General features: G+C 57.1%; 13 protein-coding genes. 7 read left to right on the top strand and 6 right to left on the bottom strand.

The window, feature by feature from the left end; genetic code table 11:
• Positions 1–255 precede the first annotated feature (255 nt).
• Positions 256–1,107, top strand: a complete 852-nt coding sequence (locus HDE79_RS21535) for a glycoside hydrolase family 16 protein (protein ID WP_184605244.1) — start codon at positions 256–258, stop codon at positions 1,105–1,107.
• Between the two features lie 212 nt (positions 1,108–1,319).
• Positions 1,320–1,835, top strand: coding sequence for a hypothetical protein (locus HDE79_RS22145; RefSeq protein ID WP_255488546.1), 516 nt, complete (start codon positions 1,320–1,322; stop codon positions 1,833–1,835).
• Here HDE79_RS22145 and HDE79_RS21525 read toward each other — a convergent pair.
• The 5 genes from HDE79_RS21525 to HDE79_RS21500 form a co-directional block, all read right to left on the bottom strand.
• Positions 1,802–2,158 carry a hypothetical protein gene (locus HDE79_RS21525; protein ID WP_255488545.1) on the bottom strand — a complete coding sequence of 119 codons (357 nt, stop codon included), beginning with the start codon at positions 2,156–2,158 and terminating at the stop codon, positions 1,802–1,804. The two genes, HDE79_RS22145 and HDE79_RS21525, sit on opposite strands and share 34 nt — an antisense overlap.
• Positions 2,159–2,380: 222 nt before the next feature.
• The gene (locus HDE79_RS21515) at positions 2,381–4,135 is read right to left on the bottom strand and encodes an XVIPCD domain-containing protein (RefSeq protein ID WP_184605240.1); all 1,755 of its coding nucleotides are present in this window, start codon (positions 4,133–4,135) and stop codon (positions 2,381–2,383) included.
• Positions 4,132–4,728 carry a hypothetical protein gene (locus HDE79_RS21510; protein ID WP_184605239.1) on the bottom strand — a complete coding sequence of 199 codons (597 nt, stop codon included), beginning with the start codon at positions 4,726–4,728 and terminating at the stop codon, positions 4,132–4,134. The genes HDE79_RS21515 and HDE79_RS21510 overlap by 4 nt, the downstream gene beginning before the upstream one ends.
• A gap of 606 nt (positions 4,729–5,334) precedes the next feature.
• Positions 5,335–5,526 carry a hypothetical protein gene (locus HDE79_RS21505; protein ID WP_184605237.1) on the bottom strand — a complete coding sequence of 64 codons (192 nt, stop codon included), beginning with the start codon at positions 5,524–5,526 and terminating at the stop codon, positions 5,335–5,337.
• A gap of 748 nt (positions 5,527–6,274) precedes the next feature.
• Positions 6,275–7,966: an AMP-binding protein gene (locus HDE79_RS21500; RefSeq protein ID WP_184605235.1), complete on the bottom strand. Its 1,692-nt coding sequence runs from the start codon at positions 7,964–7,966 to the stop codon at positions 6,275–6,277.
• Between the two features lie 315 nt (positions 7,967–8,281).
• Here HDE79_RS21500 and HDE79_RS21495 point away from each other — a divergent pair, with 315 nt between their 5' ends.
• The 3 genes from HDE79_RS21495 (at position 8,282) to HDE79_RS21485 (ending at position 11,269) form a co-directional block, all read left to right on the top strand.
• Complete coding sequence (locus tag HDE79_RS21495; protein ID WP_184605234.1) at positions 8,282–8,803, top strand: hypothetical protein; 522 nt, start codon at positions 8,282–8,284, stop codon at positions 8,801–8,803.
• Between the two features lie 291 nt (positions 8,804–9,094).
• On the top strand, positions 9,095–9,856 hold the full coding sequence (locus HDE79_RS21490) for an SDR family oxidoreductase (protein WP_184605232.1): 762 nt from the start codon (positions 9,095–9,097) through the stop codon (positions 9,854–9,856).
• Between the two features lie 120 nt (positions 9,857–9,976).
• Positions 9,977–11,269 carry a Bcr/CflA family multidrug efflux MFS transporter gene (locus HDE79_RS21485; RefSeq protein WP_184605231.1) on the top strand — a complete coding sequence of 431 codons (1,293 nt, stop codon included), beginning with the start codon at positions 9,977–9,979 and terminating at the stop codon, positions 11,267–11,269.
• A 106-nt stretch (positions 11,270–11,375) separates the two neighbouring features.
• On the opposite strand, the gene HDE79_RS21480 is transcribed toward HDE79_RS21485, so the two are convergent.
• Positions 11,376–12,533: a HoxN/HupN/NixA family nickel/cobalt transporter gene (locus HDE79_RS21480; RefSeq protein WP_184605229.1), complete on the bottom strand. Its 1,158-nt coding sequence runs from the start codon at positions 12,531–12,533 to the stop codon at positions 11,376–11,378.
• Positions 12,534–12,939: 406 nt separating this feature from the next.
• Here HDE79_RS21480 and HDE79_RS21475 point away from each other — a divergent pair, with 406 nt between their 5' ends.
• On the top strand, positions 12,940–13,869 hold the full coding sequence (locus HDE79_RS21475) for a LysR family transcriptional regulator (protein ID WP_184605227.1): 930 nt from the start codon (positions 12,940–12,942) through the stop codon (positions 13,867–13,869).
• Positions 13,870–14,455: 586 nt separating this feature from the next.
• On the top strand, positions 14,456–15,448 hold the full coding sequence (locus tag HDE79_RS21470; protein ID WP_343206017.1) for an NAD-dependent formate dehydrogenase: 993 nt from the start codon (positions 14,456–14,458) through the stop codon (positions 15,446–15,448).
• Positions 15,449–15,483: the final 35 nt, after the last annotated feature.

Raw genomic sequence — 15,483 nt, 5'->3', positions numbered from 1 at the left:
ACGCCCGCTGAGTACGCGAAACAACTCGCGAGCAAAACCGATAAAGTAACCACCGGATTCTAGAGCCGACCGCTACTGAAGCTGGGGGGACGTCGAGTGAGCAGGATCGCGTTCGCACAGCTACAGGGATTCGAGCCATCAGTGGATTGATAGATCCCAGCGGAGCTCTGCTCCCGGATGCCAAGGCGGTATTGGAGAACCCACTAAAATGAGCGCATCCGAGAAGTACTCCTCCTTTGAAAGGGGAATTACGCAATGAAGTCGCTGAAACTTCTTCGTCGCGCGCTTCTCGCCGCATTCTGTTTTGCCGCCGGTGCAATGCTGGGAATTCCATCGTTTGCTCAACAGGCAAAACTGAAGAAACTAACTTGGGGCAATCCCGATCAGCCATGGGGTGTGCGGCGGCCCGTAACAGAAGCCGATCGGAAAGCGGTGGCGTTTTACCGCTCCGGTAAAATTCAGCCAGTTTATGCAACGAACTTTAACGATTCACAAAAACTAGCCGACGATTGGCAGTTCCAGTCCGAGGATACCTCGAATATGAAGTCCTGCCGCCGTCCGGAAAATGTCATAGCAGCGCCCGGCGGATTGCAACTGCGTACGCGTGTGGCCACCAACTGCAAGGCCAAATGGTCTACCGGCTTTATTATCAGCAAACAGCATTATAAATTCGGCTACTTCGAAGCGGAGATCAAGCCCGCCGATATCGATGGGTTGAACAACGCGTTCTGGTTGGTCACCAAGGACCACTTCGAGATCGATATTGCAGAGTTACATTTCCCCAACATCAACCGCATGACGCTGCATAACAACAATAACTGGGCTACGGAGAAAGACGACAAAGCCCATGCGGTTGGCTTCGACAGCCGCTTCAGCGAAGACTTCTTCCGGAGCTATCACATCCTTGGCGTACTTTGGACGCCGAGTGATGTGGTTTATGTCGTGGATGGAGAGCCCGTCGCGGCGATTCGTACCGGCAATTCCATTCATGCGGCAACCGATATTCGCTTTTCCACCGCGCTGATGGATTATGCAGGCAAGATTCCCGATCACCCGGAAGGACATCATATGTACGTGAAGTCGCTGCGCGTGCTTCCACTGCAGTAACAGCGGCACGCTGCACCGAAGTAATGATTGCGCAATGGTTACAAGGAGGCGCGGTAAAGGCGATCACTGGTCGCTCGCCCACCGGGTTGCCCGTGGCGGTTGTCCCCCTCCCGGCTTCGTATTAGCCGGGGCGATCTGATGCTGGATGGTATTGAGCCAGTCGCTGAAATTGTCCCTTCGTCTGATAGGTTACGTTGTGTCCTGGAGGTCTCATGCGAAGCAAACAGTTCGGGGTTACAGCTTGCATCCTGCTTTTCGCGCTTGGTATTGCGAATGCTCTGGGAGCAAGCAACGTTGTTGTCGGTGTGAACGTGGTGGGCCCAGACCAACTAACCGCGGAGCAGCAAGCTGCGTTGATCGCGGAACTGCGTAGCGCCAAGGTCAAGGTTATTCGCACAGGTCTGGTAAACGATAAGAACGTCGAGTTTATTATTCGAGCGTATCAGGCGGGCATTGGCACAGTTGGATTGGTGCTTCCCGAGCAGATCATGGCAGGGAAGCAGAAGAGCCCAGCCGATCGATCGATCGGGAGAAACTGGGGCGTGCCGGCGCTTACCCGATCCTGGCTGTCCTCCCAGGATGATGGCTTTCGGTCTTTCGTGGGAAAGTGCGTCATTCAAGCCGCTTCCCGGCACAACCTCACTGGCAAAGAGACGCGCATGCGCTTCTGGATCGAGATGGTCTCTGGGCGTGTTCATTCGAAAGCCCTACTGTTCGCATCGAAGTAAACTTTTAACTCGTTTAGATCGAGCAACCCTCCGCCAGCCGAGCCTGAGCGTGCACGGAACATCAGCAACTTTTTAGTTTCGGCTTGTGAAATCGCCTGCGCATCAGCGCCCGCCTCGGCGGCTTTGAGTTCGTCGCGGGCTTCGGAGATGAAAGATGAAAGCGTGTCTTCAAGAAGCCATATAGCGCCATCAAACGGCTGTAATGGATTCGGTTTCTTCACATAACTGTCCAAGGTGTCCTGAAGCTCTTGGATCAATTCGGGATAGTCCTTCAGCATCTCCTGTAGTTTCTGCGGGACGGGCGGCGGCGGAAGATTCGGCATCACGGCAATCCTTGCTCAATAGGGCGGGATGGGAGAATGCTAATACGTTCGGGGCAGGTGTTGGTTGCACTGGTACGCCTTCCGCTTCCATCTGTAGTTTTCGCGCCTGTTTGCGATTGCCCGGTCGACGGCGTCAGAAACCTTACGATTCCTTAATAGCTCCGCCCCGCGAACCTCCGCGCTTTTCTTGCTGTAGCCCGCACGTAACGTCGCAAATAACCTTTATCGCGTTATCGTCGGATTGGCTTGTTGCGGGTTCACTGGCGCTGCTTGCTGTTGTGACTGCGCTTGTGTCTGTTGCTGCAAGGCTTGATTAACATGCGCCATCTGCTGCGTGCTTTGTTCGATGGGCAGATTTACCGCATGGGCCGTCTCGACACCGGCAACGTTCTTGAACGCGCCAGGGATGACTTTCTCGGCAGCAAATGCCTTCGAGCCGTCATCGCTCAATGCCACCATATCGATTCGCTTCAAACCTTGCGACTTCGCCTCGACAGTTAATGCCCCTGCCAGATTCGCACTGTGATGGTCCGACGCGCGGCCGTGCTCAGCATCGAGCTTCTTTACGCCGTCATGCGCTTGCTGAAACAGCTTGTTGTCGGGATGCGAGGGATGGTCGAGATGGATCGGATGCGCCTTGGCGAAATTCGTAACGTCTTCCATCCCGCGGGAAGTTGCATCGACCGTGGCACCGTAGACACGCTCACCAAAATGCCCCACGGCCTTGGCCCCATCTACGGTTGCCTCAATCCCATGCGACGTCGCATTGACCGTGGCGTCGTAGGCTTGGTGTCCGGCATGCATGGTCGCCTCAATGCCGCGTGAGGTGGCATCGACGGTGGCGTTGTAGCCCTTGACCGTTTCATGCCCGACGTATTGCGCTGCGTGCTCGGTCGCGTGCGCTGCCTGCATTGTCTTCTCCCTAGCGTAATCGTAACCCTGGTGCGCCTCGTGGCCTACGTATTGAGCTGCATGCTCGGTTGCATGTAACCCTTCAACTGCCTTGTCGTGGACGACGTGCGCCTCATGCACCACTGTTTCGCGGGTAGCTTCGTAAGCTCGAACCGATGACTTCTCCGCCGCCGCTGATGCTTTGGAAAGACTATGCCCTGCGGCAATGGCGCCATCAACCGCAAGAACGGCTTCCTCCCCGCCCGTGGCCATCGAGATACCCACCCGCACATCGCGGACGTCATTACGATATCGGGATATTGCGCCCTCATTGTTATGAGCCAGCGCTTGATTGCTGGCTGTCATGATCGTCTGACCATTTTGATCAGGTGCAAAGTTGGCGATGCCGTGCGCACCACCACCATCCCGTTTCACTTCGCCGACCAGATTACGCGGACTCAAGATGCTGCTGTCGTTGTTGTAGCCCGCTTGATGAAGGTGATCGATGTCCTGCTGGGTCGCAAAGGTCCTAACTTGGCCAAAATGCGGACTTCCTGCACTCACAACATCCGTTGCTTTGACATTGTCAATGACTTGATTCCCGCCAGAAGGGATGCCCATCGCAAGACCAGCGGCACCATAGGCATTAAACGTTTCGCCGTGCAGGCCAAATTTATATGCGTTAATTTCTGCAAGAGTTCCACCCAGGGAGTGACCCGTCACTTTGAAATCCACGGCATAGTGGTTTTTTTCGGCCTCAGTGTTCGCTTTGGCCATCACGCTTTTTGTGAACGCCTCTGACTCCGGCGCTTGAGCGTTGACGGCACTGACCACCATGCCAGCGTCGGTCGCACCGTCCTGCACTGGCTCCCTGTTGAACTCGGTTCCCCGATAAGCAAAGACGACCTCATGAGAGCCATTGGAGTTGATGTGTTCGTACGCCGTGGCCTGAAAGCCCGTTCGCGGATCATTTGCAAACGCAATGGCTCTGTAATCAACGCCATTGATCGGAACTGTTTTGTTGAGGATGGGGTCTTTGTAGGAGTCTTGCGCCAACGCGGCGTAATCTGTGGATCGAAGAGTCATTTGACACCCTCCCTTGCCTCAATCGTTATCGAGAAGAACTCTTGAGGGTGCTGTGCAACATAGTCCGTGCGAACCGTGCCGCCGTCGTGGTCCCCACCATGCGATGCTGCCTCTAAAAAGGCTTTCTTGGTGAAGTAGATGACTTCCGATTTCCCAGCACGGATTGCATCGGTCGTGATGCCCAAATCGAAGCTGTAGTTATGGACTTTCGGGTTCGCGCCTGCCGACGCGATGCCCCAGTGACACACCCCCAACCCAAAGTAATCTTCGTCTTGGAGTTGGTCTGCGTAAAAGGCGCCCTTGAAGACATTGCCTTGGCGAGTGAACTCAAGGGGCAAGCTCTTTTCGGGCGCCAAGCGCGCGCCACTGCCCGGTTGAAGCGGCACGCAAGCATCGTTCACAACCTCATACACGACATAGCCATTGATCGAATCGAACGGTTCCGGCGCACCATCAACTGTCATGGTGATTTCGTAGCGCATCTTCGGGTTTGGGTTTTGCTTGATGTCGGGAGTTTTCATCGTTGATGCGCCACATCCGGAAGTGATCAGGGTCAGAGAAAAGAGCAGCACTGCAGTCATGCGGTTGAGCATGGGATTCCTGCCTCTATAGAAAGTGTTCGGCCACCATCGTCCCAGAGCGTGTAGGGCTGGTCATCGACCGATAGCACAGTTTCACGGTCTGACCGCCTGAGCCACTGAGGGACTCGACGTGTCGTCAGCGTATTGATGAAGGGAGCCGCTAGTGAGCCCCTGAGGACGCGGCTGGATAGTTCACAGCTCGGCGACGTGTCCTTTGGCTTGGCCATGCTTTGGCTATGCATAAATATGCGCTCCATGCTTCATACAATTTGAGTCTAGCGCCAATCGTTCCAGCACGTAGACTTCGAGCCGTGCGGTATTCGCTCGGCCTTGATACTACCTTGGTACAGGCTGCCAGCGTCCAGACACAAGAAAACCCGACGCATGGCCGAGACTTCTGTCGATTCCAATGTATCGCCGATCATCCATAAAGAGAGGCTTCGAAATCGCCATTCTTATTGTGGAACTCCAGTCAAGCCCGTTCGGCGTTGATCAGACCGTCCTTGGCGTTGCTATTGAGCTTGTCGAGCAGCGCCTTGCAGTTGGTGTTCAGTCCCCTACGCGCGAAGCGTGATCGGGATGGCAATCCTTGCAGCGTTAGGCCGATGGGTAATCGCGTTAAGGGCGTTTCGGCTTGCCATCCGTGTCACGTCCCGCGGTCCGCGTACTGTCGTCGCCGCCGCTGCCACCGGAGCCCGCGCCCGGATCGTTCCCTTCCCCGCCAACTTCACCACCGACACCCGCGGCACCCTTATCGCCTCCCTTGGGATTGCTTTGGTTGACCTTGCTCGGATCGTCTTTATCGCTCATGGCGTCATCCTCGGTGAAACTCTTGGTCGATAGCATAGGCGTCAGGCACATCAAGACCCGATGAAGAGGACTCAGCGCAAGCGATCGGCCAGCAATAACAAATAGGCTGGCAGCGGATGGCCTAGGCGCATGGCGCATATGTAGAAATGAAACCGCTTGGGAAGTCACGGGCTCATCGCGACTGAAGAGATACCTGATGATCAAAGCAACGCCACCTCCCAGGTGGCGTTTATATTGGCCAGCGCTTCTATTCATGCAAATTATTCGCGCAAAGCCGTTGTAAGGCCGAATTCTCGTCATACTGGGCCATCAACAGCTCAAACTAAACGGTGTAAGTCATCAAACAGGAACTGCCGAAAGAGTTGGCGTCAGGCCAGATCCACATGGGTGTTCTAGCTTCGGCAACTCAAAATGGATGGCTCGCTCGGCTTGATTGCCATGTCGACGTCGTGGTTCCGCGTCCTTATGGCTCGAAAGGACCCGTCTTGGGCGACAAGGTTCACATCCGTTTGCTGGCAATCAACCGAGTTTCGGGCTCTGTTGTTGGCGTCATGATTCAACCCGAAAAACGAGAATAGCGAGCCGGCAAGAAAGTTCGGGGGGAACATGATTTGCAAATGCGCCCTATGGCTTCCCAGCAATGGCATGCGGATTCGATTCCTGCCAGGAGAGCGGCATAGCAACGATGCGAGCCGTTTAGTTTTACGCCAAGCAAACGCGTGATCGGTGGATAGCGGTTCGGATAGCCTCAACGCAAGTCGGGGAAATCCTCTTCCCAGTATTCGCCGGGAAGTCGTGTGGGATCGGCAGTGCGCGTCAACTCTTGCTGACGTAGTTCGACGCGTCGGATTTTTCCGGAAATCGTCTTGGGTAGTTCGCTGAATTGCAGTCGGCGGATGCGTTTGTACGGTGCGAGTTTTTCGCGCGAAAAACGAAAGACGCTGCGCGCCAGTTCCGGTCCGGCTTCGAAGCCCTGTCGCAGGGTGACATAGGCTTTCGGCACCGAGAGCCGCAGCGCATCAGCGCTTGGCACAACGGCGGCTTCGGCGATGGCTTCATGTTCGATCAGAATGCTTTCGAGTTCGAACGGGCTGAGTCGGTAATCGGATGATTTGAACACATCGTCGGCGCGTCCGACGTAAACGTAGTGACCGTCGTTGCGGCGCATCGCGATATCGGACGTGTGATAGTAGCCATGGCGCATAGCATACGCAGTAGCGTCGACGTCGTTGGCGTAACCGGTCATCAGGCCGAGCGCACGCGCTTCCAGTGGTAGTGCGATTTCACCCTCTTCGCCTGGCTGCTCGTCAGCATCGACCAGTTCGACGCGATAACCCGGCAACGGGCGCCCCATGGATCCGGGTATAAGCGGTTGCCCCGGCGAATTGCCGATCACGCAGGTGGTTTCGGTTTGGCCGAAGCCGTCGCGTATGGTGATTCCCCACGCGTGCCGAACCCGCTCGATGATCTCCGCATTCAGTGGCTCTCCGGCACCGACGATTTCGCGAAGCGTGACTTGATACGCCACCAGCGGCTCTTGCACGAGCATGCGCCAGACTGTCGGCGGCGCGCACAAAGTGGAGACCTTGCAGCTCACCAGGACCTCCAGTACATCCTTCGGCACGAAGCGTGGAAAGTTGAACACGAAGACGCAGGCCAGCGCGTTCCATGGCGCAAAGAAACAGCTCCAAGCGTGCTTGGCCCAGCCGGGAGAACTGATGTTCCAATGGATATCGCCCGGTTGCAATCCGATCCAGTACATCGTCGAGAGATGTCCGACGGGATAACTCTGATGCGTATGTTCGACCAGCTTCGGCTTGGACGTGGTGCCCGAGGTGAAGTACAGCAGCATCGGATCTGTGGCACGAGTCGGTGCATCGGGAATGAAGTCGGGCGACGATACGTAGCCATCGCTCAAATCGATCCAGCCATGACGCGGCTCGCCGACCGATATCCGCGTCAGCTTCGGATCGAGCGCTTCGAACTTTTGCGTCTCAGCACTGCTCACCACGACAAAATCCACCGCTCCGACACTCACGCGATCGCGCACGTCATCCGTGGAAAGCTGCGTGGAAGCCGGCAACACGATGGCACCGAGCTTCATCGCTGCCAGCATCACATCCCAGAGCTCGACCTGGTTACCCAGCATCAGCAAGAGACGGTTACCGCGCCTGACGCCTAGCCCTCGCAGATAGTTGGCCATGCGCGCCGATCGTTCGGACATCTGCGCGTACGAAAAACGCCGCCCCTCGTGCTCCGGGAGATCGACGATCCACAGCGCCGTGTTTTCATTAGCGACTGCAATGACGTCGAAGTAATCAAGCGCCCAGTTGAAATCGCCGAGCACCGGCCAGCGGAATTCGGCATAGGCCCGGTCGTAGTCGGTGCGGTGACGCCAGAGCAGATCACGCGCGTCGACGAAGCTTTTCGCTGAGCTCATTATTTTCTTATGTGGATGGCTTGGAGATCGCTGCGCTCATTGTGAGCCCGCAGCCAACGATACCTCTTTTATGGCGGACTGCGGATGCTGCGACTTCATCTCGCATGGCAAAACGCGCTGTTCAATCACGTCGATGCATCCTGAATAGAGTATCCGTCTACAGCAGAACGGCACCACGCAAAAAACTGACCAGTCCGTGCGACCGTGGCCGCAGTCACGCCCTTGCTCACACTGGCTCGACCTCACGACGCCCAGTGCTGATATCTGCTATATCGTGTCCAACGCCACGCCAGTGGCCCTCGTGGAGTGCATCGCATGAGCTGGGGACATCGACCAAAACCTGGGGAGTGGCTGGTCAATAGCCGTATCCTCGACGAAGCCGCCGAAACCATGCTTAGCCGCGTCAAAGTGGTGCGCCTTTATGACGTGCCCTATGTGGGCTCGTGCAACAAAAAAGGCGACACGATCTACATTGACCACGAGCTACCGCCTCAACTGAAACATCGAGGCAAGATCTACGACATCGACCGGTTCATCGTAATGCACGAAGTCGTCGAGATGTTGTTTGAACATACGCTGGGATTTCCGTATCGCGATGCTCACCAGATCGCACTACGCGCAGAACGCGCACTGGTGGAATCCGATGGCTTGCCGTGGGACGTCTACGATAAGTTTTGCAGCAAATGGATCAAAGTGATCGGTGGACGAAAGAGCTATCCGAACCCTCCTCCGGACATCGATTTACAACCCGAGATCGACGAGGACGACAAAGTGACGCTACGTCGGATGGGTGCCAAAACGGCGGCAAAAACGGGACGCAATACCATGGGAAAGTGAGCACTCAACCGATCAGTGTTGCCCGCTGGCTGATCGGGGCGCCTCGCACCAGCATCTCGCTCCGAGTCCGCAGAGAAGCCTGCTCGGCGCGACCAACGTCTCCCTCGAAAGCCAGAGTCTGATGTGTTGCGCGATCGCGGTAATCGATGGCCCGGCTCACTGACCATGGATGCCCTTCTTTTGCGCACTCATGAATTCTTCTCATAGCAGCTTTCGGTTTATTGATATTTATCGATGACCTCGCGGCCCCTAATCTTTCATCCGATGTGTTCCCAATCGCGGAGAAACAAGATGAAGGGTTCGTTTGAAGGCAAAGTTGCCTTGGTCACCGGCGCCGCGTCCGGCATGGGTTTGGCGACCGTGCAGGCGTTTGCGGCGGCTGGCGCCATCGTCGTGCTCGCCGATGTGAACAAGGCGGCGGCTAACGCCGCAGCAACCGAACTGGCGGCAGCAGGTCACCGCGTACTTGCTGTGGGCTGCGACGTCGCTGACGAGAGGCAAGTCGAAGCTATGGTCGACACGGTAGTCGCAAAGTTCGGGCGACTGGATGCGGCCTACAACAACGCCGGCATCCAGGCACCGCATGTAGAAACGGCTGATGCCGAAGGCGAAGACTTTGATCGCGTCATCGCGCTCAACCTTCGCGGTGTATGGAACTGCATGAAATACGAACTGCGCCAAATGCGGAAGCAGGGCAATGGCGCCATCGTCAACTGTTCGTCACTTGGCGGCTTGGTCGGCCTGCCCGGCCGCGATACCTATCACGCCTCGAAGCACGGTGTGATCGGACTAACCAAAAGCGCGGCCCTTGAATACGCCGCGCGCGGGATCCGCATCAATGCCGTATGCCCCGGCATCGTCGACACCCCGATGGTATCCGGCATGTTGGCCAGCCAGCCGGAAGCGATGAAAGAGCTGATGAAAGATCAGCCGATCGGTCGACTCGGCCGCCCTGACGAGATCGCCTCTGCCGTGCTGTGGCTTTGCAGTCCCGGTGCGAGTTTCGTGATCGGCCATGCCCTGACAGTCGACGGCGGCTACACAGCCCGCTGACCGCCATCGCGTTGAACAGGGTGCAAAGCAACTTCATACACGACCTATCCAGCGCTCAGCATGTCTCCGACGGTGCAGCTCTGGATGAATCGCCGTCTGCTTACCTGACGAACTCGAGACATGAACCACAAAGCTCAGCCTTGTAGATCGCTCAGCGTATCCGCCCATGATCCGACCGAGTACGGGAACTCGCTCAACGAGACTACACCGTTGCGGCAAGAGGCCGCGAACCACAGCCTGAGGATCCTGGCGATTCTCAGCACGCTGATGGCCTTTGCCTCGATCTCAACGGACCTCTATCTGCCTGCCATGCCAGTGATGAGGGAAGCATTGCATGCCGACAAGGGCGCCATCGAGCTTACGATCTCCGGTTACCTCATCGGCTTCAGTTTTGGCCAACTCGTGTGGGGTCCCGTTAGCGATCGGTACGGCCGCCGTTGGCCGGTCGCCATCGGGCTGGTGCTTTTTGTCATCTGCTCGGCTGGCTGCGCGATGTCGACAAGCGTGGCGATGATGATCAGTTGGCGTGCGCTACAGGCCGTGGGGGCATGCGCCAGCGTGGTACTCGCCCGCGCGATGGTGCGTGATCTTTATGAGGGTTACCGGGCGGCGCAAATGATGTCCACCTTGATGATGGTGATGGCGATTGCGCCTCTGCTAGGGCCGAGCCTTGGCGGTGAGATCCTGCATTGGTTCTCCTGGCACGCCATTTTCTGGACGCTCGTGGGCGTTGGCCTGACCACATTGGCAGCCCTTTTCGTTCTCCCCGAAACGCTGCCCCCAAACCGTCGTAATCCCGAACCACTTAAGCGAGCGTTCAGACGCTATGGCGAACTCCTCCGTCATCGCCGACTACTCGGATACGCGGGCACTGGCGGCTTTTTCTACGGCGGCACATTTGCTTATATCGCAGGTAGCCCGTTTGCCTACATCAGCTATCACCACGTGCAGCCTCGATTTTATGGCCTGCTGTTTGGGGTTGGTGTCGTCGGCGTCATGGTCTCAAACCTGATCAATGCAAAGCTGGTCAAGCGCTTCGGCAGTGATGCGCTGATGCGGGCGGGCAGCTTAGGCGCCGCGCTTGCCGGTGTGTTGCTGACGGTGAATGCGTGGACAGATTGGGGCGGTCTGTTCGGGCTGGTCATCCCGCTGTTTTTATTCATCTCCGCGACGGGCTTCATCGTCGCCAACTCGATTGCCGGTGCACTGAGTCTTTTTCCGGCACGTGCCGGGGCGGTGTCGGCGCTGGTCGGCGCGATCCAATACGGCACCGGCGTTGTCGGATCCGCACTCGTCGGCTTTTTTGCAGATGGAACCCCAAGACCTATGGGGGGCGTTATTGCGCTTCTGGGGATTGGTACTTTTCTTTGCGCAAAGGTTCTCGTGCCACCGTTGCGTCAACGGAAGCTTTGACTTCACCGGACACCATCAAAGGCACCGCCATGATGTGTGTGTCACTCAAAAAGTGGGTTGATCCAGCAGGAACTCAGCCATTGCACGTTGACTCACTCGGATTGCTTCAATGCAGATGCTGGTGCGTATGAGTAGTGCCACTCGCATGGGTATGCTGATGCACGTGGACAGAGTCGTATCCGACACAGCGCTGATCCATGCGGCGGAACTTCCATACGCCGAACGAAACCATCCAGGTGAGCAGAAAGATCGCGACAATCACATAACCAAACACACCGAAATCCAGTGTGCCGATGAAGTTGAAAACAGGATTGTCCAGATGCAACATCGTCGCCAGCACCTGTAGCAGCTCAATCGTGCCGATGATCAGGGCCACCGCAATCGACAGCGACGTCGTTGTGATGTTGTAGAAAATTTTTCGCATCGGATTCACGAAGGCCCAGTGATAGGCTTTGACCATCAATACACCGTCGGTGGTATCCATCGCCGTCATGCCGGCAGCAAACAGGATCGGCAGCGACAGCACACCGGCGATCGGCAGATTGCCGGCAGAGGCACCTGCCGTCATCGCCAGCAGCCCGACCTCTGAGGCGGTATCGAAGCCCAGGCCGAACAGCAATCCGAGCGGATACATCTGCCAGCTGTGCTGAATGAGTTTCTGCAGACGGCCGCCGAACAGCCGGTTGATCAACCCCCGCTGCATCAACAACTCATCCAGATGCACATGACTATGCCTCCTTGCTTTGGCCTTTTGCCAGAGCTTGAGGATGTCGAGCAGGACGAACAGGTTGAGGATGCCGATGATCCACAGGAACACTCCGGAAACCCCGGCACCCAGTACGCCGCCGACATGTTGCAACTGGGGTAGCCCGTGCTTGATCGTCGATGCGGCAAATATGATCGCCACCGCCAGCGAGAGCACGATGGTTGAATGACCCAGCGAGAAAAAGAACCCGATGCCGAGCGGCTGCTTACCCTTCTGCAGCATGTAACGCACGGTATCGTCGATAGCGGCAATATGGTCGGCGTCGAAGGCATGCCGCAACCCCAACATATAGGCAACGAAACCGAGGCCAACCAGAGCCGGAAAATGCACGGAATAGTGCAGATACAGCCCCCATCCCAGGAGATGGAGTACGGCAATGAAACCGTACAGGCCAACCAAATGCAGCCACTGGCGTCGGCTGAAGATACGCTGCGTGGACACCCTCGCCTGCTGCCGCGAAGGCAGCGGGACAAACAGCAAGTCACCTGGCGTTGGCATGCAACGTTTCCTTCGTTCGATCGCTACAGCGCTAGGCCGTTCGCCGGATAACATGATCGGGAGTTGGTGTGGGGAAAGCAGCGCCGATGCTAGTGCGCTGTAACTACCCTGACCAACTACGTGGCATGCAGTACATGATTGGTTTGGTGGCGGGGCGCCGTCAACACTAAAGCACAATGTGCAAAGAATGTTGCCGAAGGCGGTCAAGCGAATTGCGAGTGAAGTTCAACTTTTGCTCTCTCCAGACCTAGATGGATCATCCATGGAAACTTGCTTGCAGCCTGGTCGCACCGATACATCGGCTCGGCCCAGTCACAAATAATGCGTTGGCATTCGGAGCGACATCACAAAACATTTAAGATGGGTCGGCTGGATACAACATCCAAATCGAATGACGAGGACAGACATGTTTGTCAGGCAACTGCACTATCTCGTGGCGCTTGCCGAGCATAAACACTTCGCGCACGCCGCCGAAAGTTGCTGGGTATCGCAGCCCGCGCTGTCGGCAGGCATTCGCCAGCTCGAGCGAGAGCTGGGTATTACAATCATTCTCAGGGATCGACGGTTCCAGGGCTTTACGCCCGAAGGCGAGCGCGTGCTGGTATGGGCCAAACAAACCATCGCGTCGCTGGAAGGCCTGCGCCAGGAGGCCGCGCTGGCGCAATCGATCGCCGGCGGTCATCTGGCTATCGGCACAGTTCCCTCCGCGTTGCGTGCGGTGTCGATGCTAGCCGGTGAGTATCGTCGTGCCATACCCAAGCTCACGCTCGAAGTCTTTTCGCTGAGCACGCGCGACATTCTTCATCGGGTCAAAAGCAAGGAACTGCACCTGGGTCTGGCCTACGCAGATGGCTGCGACGAAAGCATGTTCGAAAACATGGTGCTGTATTCCGAGCGCTTCGTGCTGTTGTCCAGCGACCATGCCGGTCTGCCGACAAAATCGTCCTACAGCTGGGCCGAGGCAGCGCGCATGCCGCTGTGCCTGTTCAACCATGAAATGCAGAATCGAAAGATTGTCGACTCGGCATTCCAGCTTGCAGGCGTCACGCCAAACGTCGTCGTCGAGACCAACACCTTGAGCGTGCTCTATGAAGAGGTACGCAATGGCGAGGTATGCAGCATCGCGCCAGTCAGCGCACTACCGGAATATTTTCTCGCCAGCGGCATCAGTATTCGCCCGATCGAACCGCAGCAGTTTTCAGAGATGAGCCTGTTGCGTCTGCGTCAGGAAACGCCGCCTGCCGTGGTCTGCGCTGCATGGGATCTGACACCGAAACTTGATCTGCAGCGCAAGCTCGACAGCGTCCTTGCCGCAGCGACACCGAGGCCGGACTAGGGCGTGTCATCACTTACCAAGCGGCCCGCGCCGGGAGCTGTTTGCGCGCAGGCTAAGGAAGAGGGAAGAAGTGTACGTCCGTACACGACTGAGCGATGACGCCGGCCTGTGGGCAAACAGACCCGGCCCCTAGGGTTGTTTCGTTGTGGCCGCCATGCGGCAGCGCTTGCACCTTTCTCGGTGCGCGGCTTGGCCTGACCGCCAGTCAGACGCTGCGCACCGAGAAAGGTGTAACCCACGCCCACCACCTGACACCCACAACGAAACAACGCGAGCCAGTTGGTAAGTGATGACACGCCCTATATAAGCCGTGCTTATCAACGGATATCCATAAACGATTGGATGGCGCAAGACCCTGCAGTCCAGACTGGGCAGACCACGTGACGACGAGTCACATTCCCACGATTGGAGTGCTTCATGGCCAAGGTTCTTTGCGTCCTCTATCCTGATCCCGTAACCGGCTACCCCCCGACCTACGCACGCGACACTATCCCCACGATCAAAGGCTACCCGAACGGGCAGACTGTGCCCTCGCCCAGCGGCGAGCTAGGCTTCAAACCAGGCGAACTGATCGGCTGCGTTTCTGGTGAGCTGGGCCCTGCGCAAATATCTCGAAACCAATGGGCACGAATTGATCGTCACCAGCGACAAGGAAGGCGCCGACTCCGTATTGGACAAGCATCTGCCGACTGCCGATATGGTGATCTCTCAGCCGTTCTGGCCCGCCTATCTCACCGCCGAACGCATCGGCAAGGCGAAAAACCTCAAGCTCGCGCTGACCGCCGGCATCGGTTCGGATCACGTGGATCTGAAAGCAGCGTCCGAGCATGGTGTAACCGTTGCCGAAGTGACATTCTCCAACAGCATCAGCGTGGCGGAGCACGTGGTAATGATGGTGCTTTCACTGGTACGCAACTATCTTCCATCGCACCAGATCGCCAACAACGGCGGCTGGAACATCGCTGATTGCGTCAGCCGCAGCTACGATCTCGAAGGCATGCACTTCGGCACGATTGCCGCAGGCCGCATCGGTCTTGCCGTGCTGCGCCGCTTGAAGCCGTTCGACGTGCACCTGCACTATTACGACCCGCATCGCCTGTCGCCGGAGATCGAGAAAGAACTGAACGCGACTTTTCACGAGACGCCGGAATCCCTGGTCGAGGCCTGCGATGTGATCAACCTGCAGACCCCGCTCTACCCGTCGACCCGGGGCATGTTCGACGACAAGATGTTCGGACACGTCAAACGTGGCGCTTACCTGATCAACACCGCACGTGGAGCACTGTGCGATCGCGATGCCGTGGTACGCGCACTCGAATCCGGAAAACTGGCTGGCTACGCCGGCGATGTCTGGGATCCGCAGCCTGCCCCGATCGATCATCCATGGCGCCGCATGCCAAATCAGGGCATGACGCCGCATGTCTCGGGCACCTCGCTGTCTGCCCAGGCCAGATACGCCGCCGGCACGCTCGAGATTCTGCAGAACTTTTTCGAGAAAAAACCAATCAGGCCGGAGTATCTCATCGTTGATGGCGGCAATCTCGCGGGAACCGGTGCCAGTTCCTACAAACTGAGCTGACCGGCGCCCTACTTCTGTAGCCAGGGAGAACAAAA

This window comes from Rhodanobacter sp. MP1X3 (assembly GCF_014207165.1).
Taxonomy (GTDB): Bacteria; Pseudomonadota; Gammaproteobacteria; order Xanthomonadales; family Rhodanobacteraceae; genus Rhodanobacter.
This window is presented reverse-complemented; position numbering and strand designations above follow the sequence as displayed.

Excerpts from the sequence above, each read along its gene's own strand:
- HDE79_RS21510 (WP_184605239.1), bottom strand. The coding sequence starts at position 4,728 with ATGCTCAACCGCATGACTGCAGTGCTGCTCTTTTCTCTGACCCTGATC.
- HDE79_RS21495 (WP_184605234.1), top strand. The coding sequence starts at position 8,282 with ATGAGCTGGGGACATCGACCAAAACCTGGGGAGTGGCTGGTCAATAGC.
- HDE79_RS21475 (WP_184605227.1), top strand. The coding sequence starts at position 12,940 with ATGTTTGTCAGGCAACTGCACTATCTCGTGGCGCTTGCCGAGCATAAA.
- HDE79_RS22145 (WP_255488546.1), top strand. The coding sequence starts at position 1,320 with ATGCGAAGCAAACAGTTCGGGGTTACAGCTTGCATCCTGCTTTTCGCG.
- HDE79_RS21505 (WP_184605237.1), bottom strand. The coding sequence starts at position 5,526 with ATGAGCGATAAAGACGATCCGAGCAAGGTCAACCAAAGCAATCCCAAG.
- HDE79_RS21480 (WP_184605229.1), bottom strand. The coding sequence starts at position 12,533 with ATGCCAACGCCAGGTGACTTGCTGTTTGTCCCGCTGCCTTCGCGGCAG.
- HDE79_RS21515 (WP_184605240.1), bottom strand. The coding sequence starts at position 4,135 with ATGACTCTTCGATCCACAGATTACGCCGCGTTGGCGCAAGACTCCTAC.
- HDE79_RS21535 (WP_184605244.1), top strand. The coding sequence starts at position 256 with ATGAAGTCGCTGAAACTTCTTCGTCGCGCGCTTCTCGCCGCATTCTGT.
- HDE79_RS21490 (WP_184605232.1), top strand. The coding sequence starts at position 9,095 with ATGAAGGGTTCGTTTGAAGGCAAAGTTGCCTTGGTCACCGGCGCCGCG.
- HDE79_RS21485 (WP_184605231.1), top strand. The coding sequence starts at position 9,977 with ATGAACCACAAAGCTCAGCCTTGTAGATCGCTCAGCGTATCCGCCCAT.
- HDE79_RS21500 (WP_184605235.1), bottom strand. The coding sequence starts at position 7,966 with ATGAGCTCAGCGAAAAGCTTCGTCGACGCGCGTGATCTGCTCTGGCGT.
- HDE79_RS21525 (WP_255488545.1), bottom strand. The coding sequence starts at position 2,158 with ATGCCGAATCTTCCGCCGCCGCCCGTCCCGCAGAAACTACAGGAGATG.